This is a genomic window from Thermomonas brevis, from assembly GCF_014395425.1.
Classification (GTDB): Bacteria; Pseudomonadota; Gammaproteobacteria; order Xanthomonadales; family Xanthomonadaceae; genus Thermomonas; species Thermomonas brevis.
Genome location: NZ_CP060711.1, coordinates 2,679,261 through 2,698,949 on the forward strand (window position 1 = coordinate 2,679,261; position 19,689 = coordinate 2,698,949).

At 70.3% G+C, this 19,689-nt stretch carries 18 protein-coding genes; 9 read left to right on the forward strand and 9 right to left on the reverse strand.

Features of this window, described 5'->3' with window-relative positions:
- Entirely contained in the window at positions 1-2,046 is a 2,046-nt protein-coding gene (locus H9L17_RS12430) for a TonB-dependent receptor (RefSeq protein ID WP_187569748.1), read from the reverse strand.
- Positions 2,047-2,125: 79 nt separating this feature from the next.
- On the opposite strand from H9L17_RS12430, the gene H9L17_RS12435 reads away from it, so the two are divergent.
- Positions 2,126-2,539 (forward strand): MerC domain-containing protein, encoded by a 414-nt coding sequence (locus H9L17_RS12435; protein WP_187569749.1) that lies wholly within the window; start codon positions 2,126-2,128, stop codon positions 2,537-2,539.
- Positions 2,540-2,769: 230 nt separating this feature from the next.
- Positions 2,770-2,940, forward strand: coding sequence for a 30S ribosomal protein THX (locus H9L17_RS12440; protein WP_187569750.1), 171 nt, complete (start codon positions 2,770-2,772; stop codon positions 2,938-2,940).
- Between the two features lie 73 nt (positions 2,941-3,013).
- Here the strand turns inward: H9L17_RS12440 and H9L17_RS12445 are convergent, their stop codons facing one another.
- Together H9L17_RS12445 and hutI are read right to left on the reverse strand one after the other, a co-directional pair.
- Complete coding sequence (locus H9L17_RS12445; RefSeq protein WP_187569751.1) at positions 3,014-4,201, reverse strand: dipeptidase; 1,188 nt, start codon at positions 4,199-4,201, stop codon at positions 3,014-3,016.
- 17 nt (positions 4,202-4,218) lie between these two features.
- Positions 4,219-5,436, reverse strand: coding sequence for an imidazolonepropionase (gene hutI / locus H9L17_RS12450; RefSeq protein ID WP_187569752.1), 1,218 nt, complete (start codon positions 5,434-5,436; stop codon positions 4,219-4,221).
- A 137-nt stretch (positions 5,437-5,573) separates the two neighbouring features.
- Between hutI and hutG the strand changes: the two genes are divergently transcribed.
- Positions 5,574-6,515 (forward strand): formimidoylglutamase, encoded by a 942-nt coding sequence (gene hutG, locus H9L17_RS12455; protein WP_187569753.1) that lies wholly within the window; start codon positions 5,574-5,576, stop codon positions 6,513-6,515.
- 137 nt (positions 6,516-6,652) lie between these two features.
- Here the strand turns inward: hutG and H9L17_RS12460 are convergent, their stop codons facing one another.
- The 3 genes from H9L17_RS12460 to H9L17_RS12470 are packed head-to-tail and all read right to left on the reverse strand — an operon-like array spanning position 6,653 to position 9,004.
- Positions 6,653-7,156 (reverse strand): methylated-DNA--[protein]-cysteine S-methyltransferase, encoded by a 504-nt coding sequence (locus H9L17_RS12460; RefSeq protein WP_187569754.1) that lies wholly within the window; start codon positions 7,154-7,156, stop codon positions 6,653-6,655.
- Positions 7,153-8,391: an alkaline phosphatase family protein gene (locus H9L17_RS12465; RefSeq protein WP_187569755.1), complete on the reverse strand. Its 1,239-nt coding sequence runs from the start codon at positions 8,389-8,391 to the stop codon at positions 7,153-7,155. Before H9L17_RS12465 ends, H9L17_RS12460 begins: the two co-directional genes overlap by 4 nt.
- 31 nt (positions 8,392-8,422) lie before the next feature.
- A complete protein-coding gene (locus H9L17_RS12470) occupies positions 8,423-9,004 on the reverse strand; it encodes a TetR/AcrR family transcriptional regulator (RefSeq protein ID WP_187569756.1) in 582 nt (193 codons plus the stop codon).
- 134 nt (positions 9,005-9,138) lie between these two features.
- Here H9L17_RS12470 and hutU point away from each other — a divergent pair, with 134 nt between their 5' ends.
- From hutU to H9L17_RS12485, 3 genes are read left to right on the forward strand one after another with little or no spacing between them, the layout of a single operon-like run.
- Complete coding sequence (hutU, locus tag H9L17_RS12475; protein WP_187569757.1) at positions 9,139-10,809, forward strand: urocanate hydratase; 1,671 nt, start codon at positions 9,139-9,141, stop codon at positions 10,807-10,809.
- A gap of 4 nt (positions 10,810-10,813) precedes the next feature.
- Positions 10,814-13,054, forward strand: coding sequence for a CocE/NonD family hydrolase (locus H9L17_RS12480; RefSeq protein ID WP_187569758.1), 2,241 nt, complete (start codon positions 10,814-10,816; stop codon positions 13,052-13,054).
- Positions 13,051-13,932 carry an ATP-grasp domain-containing protein gene (locus H9L17_RS12485; protein ID WP_187569759.1) on the forward strand — a complete coding sequence of 294 codons (882 nt, stop codon included), beginning with the start codon at positions 13,051-13,053 and terminating at the stop codon, positions 13,930-13,932. Before H9L17_RS12480 ends, H9L17_RS12485 begins: the two co-directional genes overlap by 4 nt.
- Here H9L17_RS12485 and H9L17_RS12490 read toward each other — a convergent pair.
- On the reverse strand, positions 13,925-15,559 hold the full coding sequence (locus tag H9L17_RS12490) for an ATP-binding cassette domain-containing protein (RefSeq protein ID WP_187569760.1): 1,635 nt from the start codon (positions 15,557-15,559) through the stop codon (positions 13,925-13,927). The two genes, H9L17_RS12485 and H9L17_RS12490, sit on opposite strands and share 8 nt — an antisense overlap.
- A gap of 179 nt (positions 15,560-15,738) precedes the next feature.
- Here H9L17_RS12490 and H9L17_RS12495 point away from each other — a divergent pair, with 179 nt between their 5' ends.
- Positions 15,739-16,392 (forward strand): DsbA family oxidoreductase, encoded by a 654-nt coding sequence (locus H9L17_RS12495; RefSeq protein ID WP_187569761.1) that lies wholly within the window; start codon positions 15,739-15,741, stop codon positions 16,390-16,392.
- A gap of 45 nt (positions 16,393-16,437) precedes the next feature.
- On the forward strand, positions 16,438-16,824 hold the full coding sequence (locus tag H9L17_RS12500; RefSeq protein ID WP_223158050.1) for a 2OG-Fe(II) oxygenase: 387 nt from the start codon (positions 16,438-16,440) through the stop codon (positions 16,822-16,824).
- A 41-nt stretch (positions 16,825-16,865) separates the two neighbouring features.
- On the opposite strand, the gene H9L17_RS12505 is transcribed toward H9L17_RS12500, so the two are convergent.
- Together H9L17_RS12505 and H9L17_RS12510 are read right to left on the reverse strand one after the other, a co-directional pair.
- Positions 16,866-17,825 (reverse strand): Dyp-type peroxidase, encoded by a 960-nt coding sequence (locus tag H9L17_RS12505; protein ID WP_187569762.1) that lies wholly within the window; start codon positions 17,823-17,825, stop codon positions 16,866-16,868.
- Between the two features lie 39 nt (positions 17,826-17,864).
- Positions 17,865-18,392, reverse strand: a complete 528-nt coding sequence (locus H9L17_RS12510) for a mechanosensitive ion channel domain-containing protein (RefSeq protein ID WP_187569763.1) — start codon at positions 18,390-18,392, stop codon at positions 17,865-17,867.
- 214 nt (positions 18,393-18,606) lie between these two features.
- Here H9L17_RS12510 and H9L17_RS12515 point away from each other — a divergent pair, with 214 nt between their 5' ends.
- A complete protein-coding gene (locus H9L17_RS12515; RefSeq protein WP_246455090.1) occupies positions 18,607-19,653 on the forward strand; it encodes an MBL fold metallo-hydrolase in 1,047 nt (348 codons plus the stop codon).
- Positions 19,654-19,689 lie beyond the last annotated feature (36 nt).

Consider the following 19,689-nt stretch of genomic DNA (forward strand, 5'->3'; position numbering starts at 1 on the left):
TCAGAAGAACACCCGCACCCCGAACGCCACGCTGCGGCCCGGCAGCATCACCGCGTCCTTGAGGAACGAGGTGTGCACGCGTGCGTCCTGGTTGGTCAGGTTGCTGGCGTCGGCGAACACTTCCCAGCTCACGTTGCCGGTGTCGAAATGCTTCGCGGCGTGCGCGTCGACCAGGGTGTAGCCGGCGGTCGGCGTTTCGTTGTCGGCCACTTTGTCCTGCCGGTTGGTGCGGGTCGCGCCCAGCGAGGCGCGCCAGCCCATGTGCTCCCAGCGCAACTGGGCGCCGAGCCGCGAGGGCGCGATGCGCGGCACGTTGCCGCCGTTCTTCAGCGTGGCGCGCACGGCGTCGCCGAACACGCGCAGGTCCCAGTCGCCGCTGTCGTTGGCGGCCAGGTGGAAGGTGGCTTCGCCCTCGATGCCGCGGAACGTGGCGTCGCCCTGCGTCCATTGGCGGATCGGCAGTTCCTCATCCTCTTCGTCCCAGTACCAGCTTTCGCCGGTGTCGGCGAGGTAGATGAAGTTGCGGAAGCGGTTGTAGTAGCCGGACAGCTTGGCGTCCATGCGCTCGGACTGGTACTGAAGGCCCAGTTCGAACTGGTTGGCCGCTTCCTTGCGCAGATCGGCGTCGCCGATCTCGTAGGCGAGGGTGGCGATGTGCGGGCCGTCGGAGAACAGTTCCTCCTCCACCGGCGCGCGCTCGGCGTGGTCGAGGTTGGCGGTCAGCTTCCAGCGTTCGTCGAGCTTCCACGCGCCGGCCAGCGACAGGCTCAGGGGGCTGAAGCTGCGCGCGTCGCCGCCGTCCGGACTGGACTTCACCCTGTCCACGCGCGCGCCGAGATCGAGCTGGAAGCCGCCGAAGCTGCGCCGCGCCACGCCGAACACGCCCTGCGCGCGGGTGCCGGTTTCCGGCACGAAGGCTTCCTCGCCGATGGCGACGAAGGTGCTGCTGGACGCCTGTGCGCCGACCGCGCCCTGCCAGCCCTGCGCATCGCCGAAGGTGGCTTCGATGCGGCCCTCGTTGGCGTTCTTGCGGAACACCGTGCCGGGCTCGTCGCCCTCGAATTCGGTGTGCTCGTAGCCGGTGTGGCCGACCGCGAAGCGCAGGCCGTTGCCGGCGCCCCACAGGTCGCGCAGCGCGCCCTTCAGTTCGTAGTGGTCCTGCTTCATTTCCAGGTGCACGCCGCGTTCGCCGGCAGCCAGATCGCCGGGTTCGCCCGGATTGCCGTAGGCGTCCTCGAAGCGCGAGGCGGACAGTCCGACGTAGCCCCAGTCGCCCACCATCGAGCCGCCCAAGGCGCCGGAACGCGTGTCGATGAAGGAATTGGCCTGCCGGCCGCGCGGGGTGTCGTAGTCCAGCGCGTTGCGGTAGACGGCGTCGGCGTGCAGCGCGAAGCGGTCGTTGCCGCCGTCGATGCGCGCCATGCTGGTGTTGCCGTCCTGGTCGCCGGCGAAGAAGCGCGTCTCGGCGCGGCCGCTGACACCGTCGATGGCGTCGGTGGGGATGCGGCCGTCGACCACGTTGACCGCGCCGCCGATCGCGCCGCTGCCGTAGAGCAGGGTGGACGGGCCCTTCAGCACTTCGATCTGGTCGGCGAGGAAGGGCTCGACCGCGGGCGCATGATCCTGGCTGACGGTGGACACGTCCTGGCTGGACAGGCCGCCGCTCAGCACCGCCACGCGCGGGCCGTCCATGCCGCGGATGATCGGGCGGCCGACGCCCGGGCCGAAGTTGGAGCTCTGCACGCCGGGCACGCTGGCCACGGTCTCGCCGAGGCTGGCGGCGCGGTTCTCGTCGAGGCGCTCGCCGGCCAGCACGTCGGTCGGCTTGCTCAGGGTGTCGGCGGTATCGCCCAGCAGGCTGGCGGTGACGACCACGCCGGAGATTTCCTTGATGTGGCTTTCGCCGCTCTTGTCCGCCGCGTGGCGGGTGTCGCTGGTGGGGGAGGTCTGGGCGTCCTGAGCGGCGGCCTGGGCGACGGGAGCGAAGGACAGGGCCAGCGCGACGGCCAGGGCGGTGCGCTGCATTGCGATGGGAGAGGGGCGCATGGGGTAAGCTGTTGTGGCGATGGAATATGTTATAACATAACAATTGGCGAACCCGTCCCCTGCCTGAAGTCATGCCCCGATGAATCCCCGCCTGCACGCACTGCTCGACCGCATCGGCGCGACCGGTTCGCTGCTGTGCGCGATCCACTGCGCGCTGCTGCCGCTGCTGATCGCGCTGCTGCCGTCGCTGGGCGTGGGGCTGTGGCTGGGCGACGGCTTCGAGGCCGGGTTCGTGGGCTTCGCCAGCCTGTTCGGGCTGGCGGTGCTGGTCTGGAGCTACCGCCGCCACCGCGCGGTGCGCGCGCTGGGCCTGCTGCTGCCGGGGCTGGCCGCGCTGTGGATCGCGGTGCTGTACCCGCCTCTGCATCATTCGGTGGTGCCGCACGCGGTGGCGATGACCTTCGGCGGCACCCTGGTGGGGCTGGCCCATGTCGCCAACCTGCGCCTCAACCACGGCCACGTGCACGACGCGAGCTGCGCGCATTCGCATTGACCCGGGCAAAGCCCGGGTCAATGCCAAAGTTTGCTTGTAAACTTTGGCCCGCATGGCCTTCCGATCCCCGCCCCTTCGGGGCGCCCCCTTACCAAGGGGGCTTTTCTCCATGAAGGAAAGCGTGAGGCCCGCCGGGCGATCCGGGCGGCGGCCCGGCGCCCGTGCTAGAATCCCCGGCCTCGCGCGCGGCGCGATCCACCTACTTCACGATTCGATTCAGGAGCAACACGATGGGCAAGGGCGACCGCAAGACCGCCAAGGGCAAGCGCTACAACGCCAGCTATGGCAATTCGCGTCCGCATGCTGTCACCAAGGCCGCCGGCGTCGCCGCCGCGCCGGTCGTGAAGAAGGCCGCCAGCAAGAGCGTGGCGAAGAAGGCGGTCAAGAAGACCGCTGCCTGATCCAGGCTGCACCGCGACAACAGAAAACCCCGCCTCGGCGGGGTTTTCGCGTTTCAGGGGCCGCGTCCGGCGCCTACTTGCCCTCGCCGGCCTCGATCCGCGCCCACGTCCGCAGCAGGTTGCCGCCGAGGATCTTGCGGATGTCGGCGTCCCGATAGCCGCGCGCCTGCAGGCCGGCGACCAGGTTCGGATAGTCGGCCACCGTCTTCAGCTCGTTCGGCAGTTCGCCGTCCACGCCGTCGAAGTCGGAGCCGATGCCGACGTGGTCGATGCCGACCAGCTTCACCCCGTAGTCGATCTGGTCCAGCACCTGCGCCAGCGTGCTCTGGTGCGGCGGATGCGCGGCTTCCCAGTCCTTGTCGAACCGCGCGCGGTCGAGCGCCGGCTTGCCCTGCGCCTTCAGCTCGGCGTTGCGGCGGTTGAAGTCGTTGATCGCGCGGAAGTGGGCCTGGGTGTCGGCGGCGCTGGCCGGGTCGATGAAGGCGGTGCCGAACGGCACCTGCACCACGCCGCCCTTGGCCGCCACCGCCTTCGCCAGCTCGTCGCTGATGTTGCGTTCGAAGTCGGGGGTGAAGTGGCGGAAAGCCGAGTGGCTGGCGATCACCGGCATCTTGCTGATGTTGATGGCCTCCATCGCCGAACCGTCGGCGAGGTGGGAGACGTCCACCATGATGCCCAGCCGGTTCATCTCCTTCACCACGTCGCGGCCGAACGGGCTCAACCCGTTCCACTGCTTGTCGATCACGTAGGACGAGTCGGCGATGCGGTTGTTGGCGCTGTGCGCCAGGGTGATGTAGCGCACGCCGCGGTCGAAGAAGAACTTGAGGTTCTCCAGCTTGTCGCCGATCGGCGCGCCGTTCTCCATGCCCAGCGGCAGCAGCACGCGGCCGCCTTGCAGCAGGCGTTCGGCATCCTTCGGCGAAGTGAGGATGGCGAAGCGGTCGGGATGGCGCTGCACCAGCGCCTCGACGCCGTCGATCATCGCGTTGGCCGCCTGCCAGGCGCTGCCGTCGGCGTCCTGCCGCGCCGAGGTGTAGATCGACATGAAGGCCACGTCCAGTCCGCCGGCGCGGGCCTTCGCGTAGTCGAACTCGCGGTCCTTCGCTTCGTTGCCGAGGTCGGCCCAGCTGTCCATCAGGATGCCGGGCGCGTCGATGTGGGTGTCGACGATGATCGCGTCCTGCGCCAGCTTGCGGGCGGCGTCCTGGGCGTGGGCGGAGGTGGCGAGCAGCAGGGCGGCGGCGAGCAGGATCAGGCGCATCGGGGTCGATCTCCAGGTCACGGAAGCGGGCGGCCGCCCACGAAGAGGCGGGAGGCGAGGTCGCCGCCCAGCCAATAGCACAGTTCGGCGGGGTGGGCGACGTCCCACACCGCCAGGTCGGCGCGCAGGCCTTCGCGCAGCGCTCCGCGATCAACCAGTCCCAGCGCCTTCGCGGCGTTGACGGTGGCGCCGCGCAGCGCTTCCTCCGGGGTCAGCCGGAAGTGCGTGCAGGCCAGCTGCATCGCCTGCCGCAGCGACAGCAGCGGCGAGGTGCCGGGGTTGCAGTCGGTGGCGACCGCCATCGGCACGCCGTGCTCGCGCAGCAGCGCGATCGGCGGCAGCTTCGTCTCGCGCAGCACGTGGAAGGCGCCGGGCAGCAATACCGCCACCGTGCCGCGCGCGGCCATCGCGCGCACGCCGTCCTCGCCGGTGTATTCGACGTGATCGGCGGACAGCCCGTCGAACTCCGCTGCCAGCGCCGCGCCGCCGAGGTCGCTGAGCTGGTCGGCGTGCAGCTTCACCGGCACGCCGAGCGCGCGCGCCGCCTCGAACACCCGCCGCGTCTGCTCCGGCGAGAAGCCGATGCTCTCGCAGAACGCATCCACGGCGTCCACCAGCCCTTCCGCGTGCAGCGCCGGCAGCCAGTCGATCAGCGCTTCGACGTAGCCGTCGGCGTCGTCGCGGTATTCCGGCGGCAGCGCGTGCGCGGCCAAGTAGGTAGTGCGCACGGTGAGCCCCAGCACCTCGCCGATGCGCCGCGCCACCCGCAGCATCTTGCGTTCGTTGTCGAAGTCCAGTCCGTAGCCCGACTTGATCTCCAGCGTGGTCGCGCCGTCGCGCAGCAGCGACCGCGCGCGCGGCAGCGATTGCCGCAGCAGTTCGTCCTCGCTCGCCTCGCGCACCGCCGCCACGCTGGAGCGGATGCCGCCGCCGGCGCGCGCGATCTGCTCGTAGGTGGCGCCGTTGAGGCGCATGTCGAATTCGTTGGCACGATTGCCGGCGAAGACGAGGTGCGTATGGCAATCGACCAGCCCCGGCGTCAGCAGCCGGCCTTGCAGGTCTTCGATGCGCGCCGCGGAAGCGCGCGACGGCAGTGCGCGCATCGGCCCGTACCAGGCGATGCGGCCGTCGGCGCAGGCCAGCGCGCCGTCTTCGACCAGACCGAACGGCGCGTCGCCGTCGAGCGTGGCGAGGGTGGCGTGCGTCAGCAGCAGATCCCAGCGCTTGGTTGCCATGGAGCGTGCGTTTCCGATGTGCCTGCGGCGGTCGATTATGGCAAACGCGGCCGGCGCGGGTCGCCCGCTAGAATGGCGGCTTCGCCATTGCCGGAGCCGGCCATGCAGTCGCCGATCCCGTTGCCGCAGGTGTCGCCATGAGCGCCGTGGAAGGCTGGAGCGGCCGCGTCGATCTGCCCGAGGACGCGTCCACGCGCCGCTGGCACCAGTGGGTGCGCGAGCCCGAGCCGGACGCCGCGCCGGGCGTGGCGGTGCTGGGCTTCGCCTGCGACGAGGGCGTGCGCCGCAACCACGGCCGCACCGGCGCGGCGGAAGGGCCGGCGGCGCTGCGCAGGATGCTGTCCAACCTGCCGGTGCTGGATGATGCGCCGCTGTACGACGCGGGCACGATCGCCTGTGCCGACGGCGACCTCGAAGGCGCGCAGCTGCACTACGCGCAGGAACTGGCGTCGCTGCTCGACGCCGGCCACCTGCCGGTCGGACTGGGCGGCGGCCACGAGATCGCCTTCGCTACCTGGCTGGGCCTGGCGCGGCACCTGCGCATGCGGCGCCCGCGCGTCGCCATCGTCAACATCGACGCGCACTTCGACCTGCGCCGGCAGGAGCAGGGCAGCTCCGGCACGCCGTTCCTGCAGGCCATCGAGGACGCGCGCGAGCGCGGCCTGCCGCTGGACTATCTGGTCTACGGCATCAGCGCCGCGTCCAATACCCGCGTGCTGTTCGACACCGCCGACGCGCTCGGCGTGCACTACGTACGCGACGACGAACTCGGCCTGCTCGATCTGCCGCAGCGGCTGGCCGAACTGAAGCAGAAGCTGGCGCAGGTCGATGCGATCTACCTGACCATCGACATCGACGGCCTGCCGCACGCGATGGCGCCCGGCGTCAGCGCGCCGGCTGCGCGCGGCGTGCCGATGGAGGTGGTGGAGCCGCTGCTCGACGCGATCGCTGCCACCGGAAAATTGAAGGTCATGGACGTGGCCGAACTGTCGCCGCCGTGGGATCGCGACAACGTCACCGCGCGCGTCGCCGCGCGGCTGATCCACCGCGTCACCCACGCGGCGATGCGGGCGCGATAGGGCAAGGCACGCCGCGCCATGCGAAAGCACTGGACGCGGATCAACGCGGAGAGACGCGGATCACCTCAGAATCGGATGGGCATCCGCGTTCGTCCGCGTCAAAAGTTTCTGCGCTCGACGAGGGGAAACGCCCCTCATCAACCGGAGGGGAAAAGCCCTCGCTGCTCCGGCAGCGCGCCTTCCAGCCGCAGCAGGTAGTCCTTGGTCGGCAGGCCGCCGCCGAAGCCGGTCAGCGCGCCGTCCGCGCCGATCACCCGATGGCAGGGCAGCACGATCGGCAGCGGGTTGCGGCCGTTGGCCGCGCCCACCGCGCGGGTGCCGTTGGGATTGTCCAGCCGCTGCGCCAGCTGCGCGTAGCTGATCGTTTCGCCGAACGGGATGCGCGCCAGTTCCCACCAGACGCGCAGCTGGAATTCCGTGCCGCGCGGCGCCAGCGGCAGGTCGAACGCGCGGCGCTTGCCGGCGAAGTATTCGCCCAGCTGCGCCTCGGCGGCCTGCAGCGCTTCGTTGTCGCCGCCGTGCCAGTCGCTGCGGTCGGCGGGATGGCGGTTGTCGCGGAACTCGATGTGGCGCAGGCCAGTATCGTCGGCCGCCAGCATCAGCGGGCCGACCGGGCTGTCGATGCGGCGGCACAGGATCATTGCGCGTCCTCCAGCGCCGGCAGCAGCGGCGCGATTTCGCCGTCGTTCGGCTCGACCGGCAGCGCCAGCAGGCGCATCAGCAGCGGATAGACATCGACGTTGTCGAACACCGGCAGGCGCACGCCGTGGGCGAAGGCCGGGCCGGCGGCGATGAAGGTGGCGCGCATCGACGGCAGGTCGGGATCGAAACCGTGCGAGCCGCGCGTCTCGTCCTTGCGCTGCATCGCGTTCGCGTACTTCTTCGGCCACAGCGCGTCCCAGCCCGCGTCCATCTGGCAGACGATGGCGGGGATGCGCGGATGCGTGCCGTAGTGCCAGCGCGCCGGCAATTCGTGTTTGCGCCAGCATTCGTAGTGCGCGTGCCGGCCCAGCAGCAGGCGCTCGGCCTCGGCGGTCCTGCCGGGCAGCGGCGCGAATCCGATCACCTGGCCGTCGCTGACCGCCTCGGCCACGTCGGCCGGCGCCATGTCCTCGACGCGCAGCACGTGGCCCGGCGGAATCGTCTCGAAGCCGTGGTCGGACACCACCAGCAGGTTGACGGCATCCATCTGGCCCGCGTCGCGCAAGCCTTGCAGCAGCTGCGCGATGGCGGCATCCACCTCGCGCCGCGCGGCCGCCGCCTGCGGCGAATCCGGGCCGTGGTCGTGGCTGGCTTCGTCCACCTGGTCCAGGTACATGGTGACGAAGCGCGGGCGTTCGCGCGCCGGCAGCGCCAGCCATTGCAGCACCTGCGCCACGCTGTCGGCGGCGCGGGTGCCGTCGCGGTACGGGCGCCACTGCCACGGGCGCACGCCGTCGATGTCGGCCTCGCTGCCGGGCCAGAACATGGTGGCGGTGCGCAGGCCGGCGCGCTGCGCGCTGACCCAGACCGGCGCGCCGCCCCACCAGCCGCCGGTCTCCACCGCCGCGCGGTCGGAGGTGCGGAACTTGCCGAGGGCAGCGTCCGCCATCGAGTTGTGGACGATGCCGTGCCGATCAGGCCGCAGCCCGGTGACCAGCGCGTAATGGTTGGGGAAGGTCAGCGCGGGATAGGACGGGCGCATGCCCTCGGCGCGCACGTTGGCGTCGCCCAGCGCGGACAGCGCCGGCATGGCCGCGGCGTTGACGTCGGCGGGACGCAGGCCGTCCACCGAGATCAGCAGCAGGGTGGCGGTGCGATGGGCGGGCGGCGGCGTGGCGCAGCCGGCGGACAGCAGGAGCAGCGCCAGCGCGAGGGCGCGGAGGAAAGAAGGCATGCGCCGATGATAGCCCGCGCCTGTGGCGCAGTCAGGCGCGCAATCCGTCCAGCAGCCTGCCCAGCGACGCGTCGTGGAAGGCGCGGAAGCCGCGCTCGTCGTAGCTGAAGCGGCCGGCGCGGTACAGCGCGACCAGCCCGTGCGAATGCGCCCACAGCGTCATCGCGATGTCCCACGGATCGCCGTCGCGCAGGAGGCCGGCCTGCTGCGCGGCCTGCACGGCGTCGTGGGTCACGTTCAACGTGGGCGAGCGGCGCGCGTGGAAGTCCTCGGGGAAGCGCCGTGCATTGCCGCGCCGCGCGGAGAACGCATGGTCGAACAGGTGCGGATGCGCCAGCGCGTAGTCCAGGTAGATGCGCTGGGTCGCCACCAGCTGCGCCAGCAGGTCGCTGCCGCTGCGCAGCGCCTGCCAGTGGCGGGCGATCTCGTGGAAGCTGTCGTCGCTGATCCGCCGCAGCAGCGCCTCGCGGCCGTCGAAGTGCCGGTAGATCGCCATCGGGGTGATGCCGGCCAGCTCCGCCACCTTGCGCATGCGCACGCCGTCCGCGCCCTCGCGCTCGAACAGGGCGCGCGCGGCCTGCAGGATGCGGCTGGCGGTATCGGGGCGCGGCATGTGTACAGCGTACACATTAAGGGCGGATTTGCGCGATCGGCCGCCTGAACGGGCGCGCTTGCCGCCGTTTGCGCTGGAGCCGCGCGCGGCGGCGGCGCAGAATTTTCGCCACGTTCCCTTTGCCGGAAATCTCCATGACCGCTACCAATCGCCACGACCCGTCCCGCAAGATCCGCGCCCCGCGCGGCGCCGAGCTGACCTGCCGCAGCTGGCTGACCGAAGCGCCGTTCCGGATGCTGCAGAACAACCTCGACGCGGAAGTGGCGGAGCGACCGGAAGACCTGGTGGTGTACGGCGGCATCGGCCGCGCCGCGCGCGACTGGGACTGCTACGACAGGATCCTCGACACCCTGAAGACCCTCGGCGACGACGAGACGCTGCTGGTGCAGTCCGGCAAGCCGGTCGGCGTGTTCCCCACCCACGCCGATGCGCCGCGCGTGCTGATCGCCAATTCCAACCTCGTGCCGCACTGGGCGACGTGGGAGCACTTCAACGAGCTCGATAAGAAGGGCCTGATGATGTACGGCCAGATGACGGCCGGTTCGTGGATCTACATCGGCAGCCAGGGCATCGTGCAGGGCACCTACGAAACCTTCGTCGAGATGGGACGTCAGCACTACGGCGGCTCGCTGAAAGGCAAGTGGATCCTGACGGCGGGCCTCGGCGGCATGGGCGGCGCGCAGCCGCTGGCCGCCTCGCTGGCCGGCGCGTGCAGCCTCACCATCGAATGCCGCCAGAGCAGCATCGACTTCCGCCTGCGTACCCGCTACGTGGACGAACAGGCTGCCGACATCGACGACGCGCTGGCCCGCATCGCGAAGTACACCGCGGCCGGCGAAGCCAAATCCATCGCGCTGCTCGGCAACGCCGCCGACATCCTGCCGGAGCTGGTGAGGCGCGGCGTCAGGCCGGACTGCGTGACCGACCAGACCAGCGCGCACGATCCGGTGCACGGCTATCTGCCGCTCGGCTGGACGGTGGAACAGTGGGAAGCCGAGCAGAAGGCGAATCCGGAAAACGTGCGCGATGCCGCGAAGAAGTCGATGCGCGTGCACGTCGAGGCGATGCTGGCCTTCCACGCGCAGGGCATCCCCACCGTCGACTACGGCAACAACATCCGCCAGATGGCCCAGGACGAAGGCTGCGAGAACGCCTTCGCCTTCCCCGGCTTCGTGCCGGCCTACGTGCGTCCGCTGTTCTGCCGCGGCGTCGGCCCGTTCCGCTGGGTGGCGCTGTCCGGCGATCCCGAGGACATCTACAAGACCGATGCCAAGGTCAAGGAGCTGATCCCGGACGACGCCCACCTGCACAACTGGCTGGACATGGCGCGCGAGCGCATCAGCTTCCAGGGCCTGCCGGCGCGCATCTGCTGGGTGGGGCTGGGCCTGCGCCACAAGCTGGGGCTGGCGTTCAACGAGATGGTGCGCAACGGCGAGCTGAAGGCGCCGGTGGTGATCGGTCGCGACCACCTGGATTCCGGCAGCGTCGCCTCGCCGAACCGCGAAACCGAATCGATGCGCGACGGTTCCGACGCCGTGTCCGACTGGCCGCTGCTCAACGCCATGCTCAACGTCGCCGGCGGCGCGACCTGGGTATCGCTGCACCACGGCGGCGGCGTCGGCATGGGCTATTCGCAGCATTCGGGCGTGGTCGTCGTCTGCGACGGCTCCGTGGCCGCCGACAAGCGGATTGCCCGTGTCCTGTGGAACGATCCGGGAACAGGAGTGATGCGCCATGCCGATGCCGGCTACGAGATCGCGCAGCAGTGCGCGAAGGAGCAGGGCCTCAAGCTGCCGATGCTGTAAGCCGATGCGCCGCCTGCCGGGAGTGCTGCTGGCGCTGGTCCTGTGGGCGCTGGCCGCGTGGCCGGCGCTGGCGCGGGACATCCGCGTTCCCGCCGGACTGCACGGCGACGGACGCGCGATGCCGGCGCTGGCGCGCGAGACGCTGGCCGCGTATCGCGGCGAGCATCCGGGCGATGCCGATCCGGGCGTGCTGTTCCGCTTGCAACTAGCGGCGGGGCAGTACCGGGAAGCGCTGGTCAGCATCGACGCAGTGCGCGCGCGCGGCGGCGCGGGCAGCAGCTGGCTCTATCTGCAATACGAAGTGCATGCGCGGGCGAAGCTGCTGCAGATGCATCAGCGTGTGCCGTATCCGCAGGCGTGGCGCAGCGCGTTCCGCGACCGCTTCGGCGCACTCGACGACGCGACCGCACTGCAGGCCGAGTTCGCCTTCGGCGGCAACCTCGCGCGCATGCGCGCCGACTTCGACGCGGCGCGCGCGGCGCAGGCGCAAGGAACAATGCCGCTGGCGGATGCGCTGGAACTGATTCGCAAGTACCAGGTGCAGGACGCCTATTCGAGCTTCGTCCCGCTGTTCGCCGCCGCGCTGGCCGAGGACGACGCGCGCCGCTACGCCATCGACCGCGACGCGCTGGTGCGCACGCCGGACGGCGCGAGCATTTCGAAGCTGGTCGTGCGTCCGGCCGGCGCGCAACCGCTGCCGACGCTGCTGACCTTCACCGTCTACGCCAACGACGACTGGGCCTGGGCCGACGCCAAGAAGATGGCCTCGCGCGGTTACGTCGGCGTGGTCGCCTATTCGCGCGGCAAGGGGCGCAGCCCCGACGCCATCGTTCCCTTCGAGCGCGACGGCGACGACGCCGCGGCGGTGATCGACTGGATCGCCGCGCAGCCGTGGAGCGACGGCCGCGTCGGCATGTACGGCGGCAGCTACAGCGGCTTCACCCAGTGGGCCGCGCTGAAGCATCGGCCGAAGGCATTGAAGGCCATCGCCACCTCGGCCACCGCCGCACCCGGCATCGACACGCCGAAGGAAGGCGGCATCTTCCTCAATTTCATGTACGCGTGGCCGGCGTACGTCGCCAGCAACCGCGCCCTGGACGACGCCGACTACGGCGACGCCGCGCGCTGGGCGCGCGTCAATCGCGACTGGTATGCCAGCGGCCGCGCCTACCGCGATCTGCCCGCCATCGACGGCACGCCCAATCCGCTGTTCGCCAAATGGCTGACCCATCCGGCCTACGACGCCTACTGGCAGGCGATGATCCCGCAGGGCGACGCATTCGCCGGCATCGACATCCCGGTGCTGGCGACGACCGGCTATTTCGACGGCGCGCAGATCGGCGCGCTGCACTACTTCCGCGAACACATGCGGCATCGCCCGGACGCCGACCACACGCTGGTGATCGGCCCGTACGAGCATTTCACGATGCAGACCGGCGTGCCGCCGGTGGTGCAGGGCTATCCGCTCGATCCGTCCGCGCGCATCGACCTGCAAGGGCTGCGGCTGGACTGGTTCGACCACGTGTTCAAGGGCGCGCCGAAGCCGGCCCTGCTGGCCGACCGCGTGAACTGGCAGGTCATGGGCGCGGATGCGTGGCGGCACGCGCACACGCTGGAGGCGATGGCGCCGCGCACGCAGCGGCTCTATCTGGTGCCGGGCGCCAGCGGTGATTCGCACGCGCTGTCGGCGCAGGCCCAGCCGCAGGCCGTCAGCGTGCAGCGTGTCGATTTCGCCGACCGCAGCGACGCGGACTGGACGCAGCCGCAGAACGTCGTCAACAACGCGCTCGATCCGCACCTGGGCCTGGCCTTCGTCGGCGAGCCGCTGCCGCGCGCCGCCGAACTGTCCGGCCCGTTCACCGGCGCGCTGGAGTTCACCGTCAACAAGCGCGACGTGGACGTCGCCATCGGCGTGTACGAACTGAACGCCGCCGGCGAATACCTCGACCTCGCGTTCTGGCTGCAGCGCGCCAGCTACAACGCCGACCGCCGCCAGCGCCATCTGCTGACGCCGGATCAGCCGCAGCGCCTCGACGTGCGCGACACGCGCCTGCTCGGCCGCAAGCTGGCCGCCGGCAGCCGGATCGTCGTCGCGCTCGGCGTCATCAAGCAGCCCGACCGCCAGCTCAACCTCGGCAGCGGCAAGGAGCCTTCCGACGAAACCGTGGCCGATGCCGGCGCGCCGCTGGAGATCCGCTGGCGCGGCAGCAGCTATCTCGATCTTCCCTTGCAGGACATCCCATGACCCGTGTCGCCATCCTCACGCCCGATCCGGCGGAAGTCGCCTATCCCGACCTGTGGCCGAAAGTGCTGGCGCGGCTGCAACGCGCGCTGGACGGCGCGGGCATCGAGGCCGTGCCGACGCCGTGGACGGCGCACATGGACGATGCGGCTGGCCTGCACGATTACGCCTGCGTGCTACCGCTGCTGGTCTGGGGTTACCACCACGACGCCGCGCGCTGGCAGCGGGCCTGCGCGACCTGGGAGAGCGAAGGCGTGCCGTTGGCGAACCCGGCGAAGGTGCTGGCGTGGAACACCGACAAGCGCTACCTGCGCGAACTGGCGGAACGCGGCGTGGCGATTCCGCCGACCACGTTCACCGATGCGCTGTCGCAGGATGTGGTCGAACGGGCCTTCGCCGACACCGGCGCGGACGAACTGATCGTCAAGCCGGCGGTGTCCGGCGGCGCATGGAAGACCCGGCGGTTGCAGCGCGGCGAAGCGGTCGGTGCGACGGACGGCATGGCGATGCTGCTGCAACCCTTCCTTCCGACCATCGAGACGGACGGCGAAACCTCGCTGCTGTATTTCGGCGGACGCCTGAGCCACGCGGTGAACAAGCGCCCGGTGGCCGGCGAGTTCCGCATCCAGGAGGAATTCGGCGGCCAGTACGCGCTGGTGCCCGAGCCGCCGGCCGCTGCGGTGGCGCTGGCCGAACAGGTGCTGCAAGCCGTCGGCGAGCCGCTGCTGTACGCGCGCATCGACATGGTGCCGGACGCCGACGGCCGCTGGCTGCTGATGGAGGCCGAGCTGATCGAGCCGGATTTCTATCTCGGCGTCGATCCGGAAAAAGGCGAAGGATTCGCGCGGGCGCTGCGGGAGCGGATACAGGCCGTCAGCTGATCCGCCAGCGGTTGCCGTCCACGCGCCAGCGCGCGTCGCAGCCAATGGCGTCGAGGAAGGCGGGATCGTGGCTGGCCACGATCATCGCGCCGGGGAAGCCGGCCAGCGCCTGCTCGAAGGCTTCCACCGACGCCAGGTCGAGGTGGTTGGTCGGCTCGTCGAGCAGCAGCAGGCCGGCGGCGTCCTTGCCCCAGAGCGCAAGCGCCAGCCGGGCTTTCAATGCTTCGCCGCCGCTGAGGCCGTGCAGCGGCTGCAGGCAGTGGCGCGCGGACAGGCCGAGCAGGGCCAGGCGGCCGCGCAACTCCGCTTCGGGAAGTGCGACCGGCGCGGACTGCAGCAGCGCCAGCAGCGATGCGGCGTTTTGCGGCGACGCGAACGGCTGCTGATCCAGCAGGGCGCAGGGCATGCCGATGTCGAGCGTCCCGGCCGCAGGTGGCAGGCTGCCGGCAAGCGTGCGCAGCAGCGTGCTCTTGCCGCTGCCGTTGGCGCCGGTCAGCGCGATCCGGCGCGGGCCGACCACGGCGACATCGAGCGCCCCCAACGTGGGCAGGTGCGCCAGCCGAACGCCGTCCGCCAGCAGCACGCGCTTGCCTTCCGGCACGATGCTGGACGGAAGCGCCAGCGCCACGTCCGTCTGCTGCGGCAGGCGTGCGCGCGCCTCGCCGGCCTGCGCCGTTGCAGCCGCGAGCGCCGTCTCGCGTTGCGCCAGCGCACGCGCATCGTTGCGCTGCGCGTTGTCCTTCATGCTGCCCAGCAGCAGGCCGCTGAGATTCGCTTCCTTGCCGAAGCGCCGGCCGTGCGCCATGCGCCGCTGCTGCGCGTCGTGGCGCGCCTGCAGGTCGCGGGCGATGCGCCGCTGTTCGGCGCGCGCGTGATCCGCGTCCTGCCGCGCGGCCTCCGCTTCCTGCGTACGCTGCGCGCGCCACCCGGCATGACCGCCGCCGAACGTCCGCAGATCCGGCGACAGTTCCGCGATCCGTTCCACCCGTTCCAGCAGGGCGCGGTCATGGCTTGCCAGCAGCAACCCGCCGCGCCACGCATCGAGCCTGCGTGCAAGCCATGCCCGCGCGGCGGCGTCCAGATGGTTGCTGGGTTCGTCCAGCAGCAGGCAGCTGCCCTCGTCGAGGAACGCCGCCGCCAGCGCCACCCGCTGGCGTTCGCCGCCGCTCAGCGCGTCGGCGGGCATGTCCATCGCCCAGGCAGGCAGCCCGGCATCGTCCAGCGCCAGCGCCCAGCGCTGCGGCAGATCCCAATGGCCTTCGGCGCGTTCGAGGTCGCCCTCGGCCGGCGTGCCGGCGAGGATGCGCGCCAGCGCGCCGGCCACCGGGGCGAGGCCCGCCAGCGACGCCAGGCTGCCCGCGCGCAGCGCGTCGAGCTGCGGCACGAACCGCACCGGTGCATGGCGCAGCACGCTGCCCGACAGCGGTTTCAGCGTGCCGGCCAGCAGGCCGCACAGCACCGACTTGCCGGCGCCGTTGCGGCCCACCAGCGCCGTGCGTTCGCTGTCCAGAGTGAAATCGATAGGCGAGGGCCACAGCGGGCGGTCGGCGCCGGGCGCCTGCCATTGCAGTTGTCGTGCGACAAGGCGTGCGCGCCCCTCGGGCGTATGCGTTCGGATAGCCGGCATGGTTCTTCTCCAGAAGATGAAGATCCTCTGCGCGCGGCGTGCGTGACGCTGGCGCAGGGCGGAGAAGAATCAGTGGCGCATGTCGGCGTGGTCTCCTGTCGAGGTGGCCAGTATAGGCGGCGAGGATGAACGCCGGCCCGCGGCGTGGCAGGCTGTGCATCCCGCTCGAGGAAATGCCCATGACCGCACTGCGCATCGATTTCGTTTCCGACGTGGTCTGCCCGTGGTGCGCCATCGGGCTGACGTCACTGGAGCAGGCCCTGCGACGCCTCGACGGCGAGGTGCAGGCCGACATCCACTTCCAGCCGTTCGAACTGAACCCGCAGCTGTCGGCGGAAGGCGAGGGCATCGCCGAACACCTGCAACGCAAGTACGGACTCACCGACGCGCAGCTGGAGGAAAACCAGGAGCGCATCCGCCGGCGCGGCGCGGAGCTCGGGTTCGCGTTCGACTTCAACGCACGCAGCCGCATCTGGAACACCTTCGACGCGCACCGCCTGCTGCACTGGGCCGGCATCGAAGGCAAGCAGTCCGAACTGAAGCACGCGCTGCTGCGCGCGTATTTCAGCGAGGGGCGCAACGTGTCCGATCGCGAAGTGCTGGCCGGGATCGCCGCCGGCGTCGGGCTGGACGCGCAGCGCGCGCGCGAGGTGCTGGCATCGGGCCACTACGCCGAAGACGTCCGCGCCGCTGAGCAGTTCTTCCAGAGCCTCGGCATCAGCGGGGTGCCGGCGGTCATCATCGAGAAGCGGCACCTCGTCAGCGGCGGCCAGCCGCCGGAGGTGTTCGAGCGGGCGCTGCGCGAGATCGCGGCGGCGAAGCAGGACGCGTAGGCGCGGAGTTGATCCACGCATTCCGCTCAAGCAGGAAAATCCCACTTGTCAGCATTCATTCCCGATTTTCTTGACTACTGCAGGAAAGCCTTCCGATGGCAGCATGGCCGCCAAGGCTCCGGCTACGACAAGATGTTGTTGCTCACGGCTTCATGGCCAATCGCTTTCGACAGCTATCTGATTCGCTACCCGATCGGCTCCAGCATTCCACCTCATACGGATCCGGTTACTGGCAGGAACCACTACCGGCTCAACATCATCGTCAAGCGCTCCATCGGCGGCGGCGAGTTCATCTGCAGCGATCCCATCCTTTCCACAGCACGGATCAAGTTGTTCCGGCCGGACCGCAGCGAACACAGCGTGACCGAAGTGATCGGTAGCAGCCGGTATGTGCTTTCACTTGGCTGGCTTTGGGGCAAGAGCGACTGCTGACAATTCACTCAAGCCGACGCCGCTTCGCGGAGTGGCTTGATTCAGGAGCAGGCTGCAGGCGGCGCGAAATCGTCCAGGAACGAGGCCGTCGGCACGAAGAACAGGCTGCCGGTGACCGCGCGGCTGACGTCCAGGATGCGGTCGTAGTTGCCCTCGGGCACGCCGATGAACATGTTGCGCAGCATCTGTTCGATGGTCGAGGGCGAGCGCGCGTAGCCGGCGAAGTAGGTGCCGTAGTGGTCGCCGCCGATGCGGCCGAACGGCATGTTGTCGCGCAGGATCTTCACCTCGCGGCCGTCCACTTCGATGCTGGTCAGCACGTTGTGCGCGTAGCTGGGCTTGGCGGAATCCTCCAGCTCGATGTCGTCCAGCTTCCGGCGGCCGATGATCCTTTCCTGCACCTCGACCGGAATCGCGTTCCACTTGCCGAGGTCGTGCAGGTACTTCTGCACGATCACGTAGCTGCCGCCCGCGTGCGCCGGATCCTCGTCGCCGATCAGCACCGACTGCTCGGCTTCCAGCCCGATCGGGTTCTCGGTGCCGTCGACGAAGCCCAGCAGGTCGCGTGCGTCGAAGTAGCGGAAGCCGTGCACTTCGTCGGCGACGGTCACCGCGTCGCCCAGCCGCGTGCTGATCTGCCGCGCCAGTTCGAAGCACAGGTCCATGTGCTCGGCACGGATGTGCAGCAGCAGGTCGCCCGGCGTGGACACCGCATGGCGGTCGCCCGCAAGCAGTTCCACGAACGGATGCAGGCCCGGCGGGCGCGGCAGGCCGGTGAGCGCGTCCCACGCCTGAGCGCCGATGCCCAGCACGCAGGACAGGCTGCGGTCGGGATCGCGGAAGCGCACCGAGCGCACGAAGCCGGACAGGTCCGGCAGAAAGTCGCGCACCTTCGCCAGGCTGGCGGCGTCCGGCTTGATGGTCAGGACGAGGAAGATCGCGGCGGGCGTTAGCGGCGCGGCGACGGGTTGCGGGACGGGAGCGTCGGGCGTGGCGGTCATGGGTAAGGACGATGGAGGAAAGGAATTGCCGATGCCGGTTCAGGCGCCGGCCGGCGGATGGGCGACGCGCACCAGCGCGCTGCCCATGATGACGCTGTTGGGGACGACGACCTCGTTGTCGTCGCCGTCCCGCAGCACGGTGAAGCCCAGCGAGATGGCATGGACGCGCGCGTCGATCAGGCCTACGGGCGTGTACAGCCGGATCGCGTCGCCCTCGCGCACGGCGCGCGACAGCACCAGCGAAAAGCCGGCGATCAGGTTGCCCAGCGTGTCCTGCGCGGCCAGCCCGCCGACCACGGACAACACGCCGGCGCCGGCCAGCAGGGCAGTGCCCAGCGCACGCAGCTCCGGCACCAGGTGCGCGTACAGCACCAGCGCCGCGAGATAGGCCAGCAACTGCGCGAACAGGCCGACGAAGCGCAGCACGGTGGCGTCGGTCAGGCGCTTTTCCAGGCGGCGGACGAAGCGGCGGATCAGCAGCGCGGCCAGCGTTGCCGCGGCCAGCGCGAGCACGCCGTAGAAGGCGGCGCCGGCGAGGCTGCCGGGATCGAACAGGTCGTGGGGCATGCGGTGGCCGGCGGCTCGGAGCGTCGGCACCCAGCGTAGCGGAAGCGCGGCCCGTGCGGCCATGGGCGGATGGCCTGGTTCGCACCCGTCGCCGCGCGGCTTGCGTGATCGGACAGTCGTCCCCACGTCGGAACGGACGCAACCGGACTTCGACCCCGTGCATCCGCGATGTCGCCGCTGGTTGCCGCGCCTCCTCCTGCCTGGAACGATCGCATTGACTGCTTCCCATTGCCTGCGCGCCCCGATCGGCGACTACGCCGCCTCCCATCATTCCGTGAACGGACGCTTCCGCAACGCCACGCCCCGGCCGGCCGACGCACCGGAGCCGGGCCTGAAGACGTTCTGGGACTTCTTCTTCAACAAGCCGAAGGACACCGAACCGCACGCGCCGATCCCGGTGCGCAGGCTGACGCGCGCCGAGCTCGACGCCGCGCCGGACCGCAGCCTGTACCGGCTGGGTCATTCGACGATCCTGATGAAGCTGCGCGGGCGGTGGTGGATCACCGATCCGGTGTTCGCCGAGCGCGCCTCGCCGGTGCAGTGGTTCGGACCGAAGCGCTTCCACGCGCCGCCGATCGCGCTGGACGACCTGCCACCGATCCGCGGTGTGCTGCTCTCGCACGACCATTACGACCACCTCGACAAGGCCGCGGTGCGCGCGCTGGCGAAGAAGGCCGACCTGTTCCTGGCGCCGCTGGGCGTGGGCGACCGGCTGGCGTCGTGGGGCGTGCCGGAGGCGAAGATCCGCCAGTTCGACTGGTGGCAGGAAACCGGCATCGACGGCCTGACGCTGGCGTTCACGCCCACCCAGCATTTCTCCGGCCGCGGCATCCGCGACGGCGACCGCACCCTGTGGGGCTCGTGGGTGATCGTCGACGGCGACAGGCGCGTGTACTTCAGCGGCGACAGCGGCTACTTCGACGGCTTCGCCGAGATCGGCCGCCGCTACGGGCCGTTCGACCTGGCGATGATGGAAACCGGCGCCTACAACGAACAGTGGCCCTACGTGCACATGCAGCCGGCGCAGACCGTGCGCGCCTTCCGCGACGTGCGCGGCATGTGGCTGCTGCCGATCCACAACGGCACCTTCGATCTCGCCATGCACCCGTGGCATGAGCCCTTCGACGAGGTGCTGCGCATCGCCGAGGCGCAGGGCATTCGCGTCGCCACGCCGGTGATGGGCGAACGCATCGACCTGGACGCGCCGCAGCCCGGCGAGCGCTGGTGGCGTGGAGTGATGGCGCAGGAAGCGGCGCGCTGAGGCGCGCCGCCTGAAACCGGCAAGGGTGACGCGCCG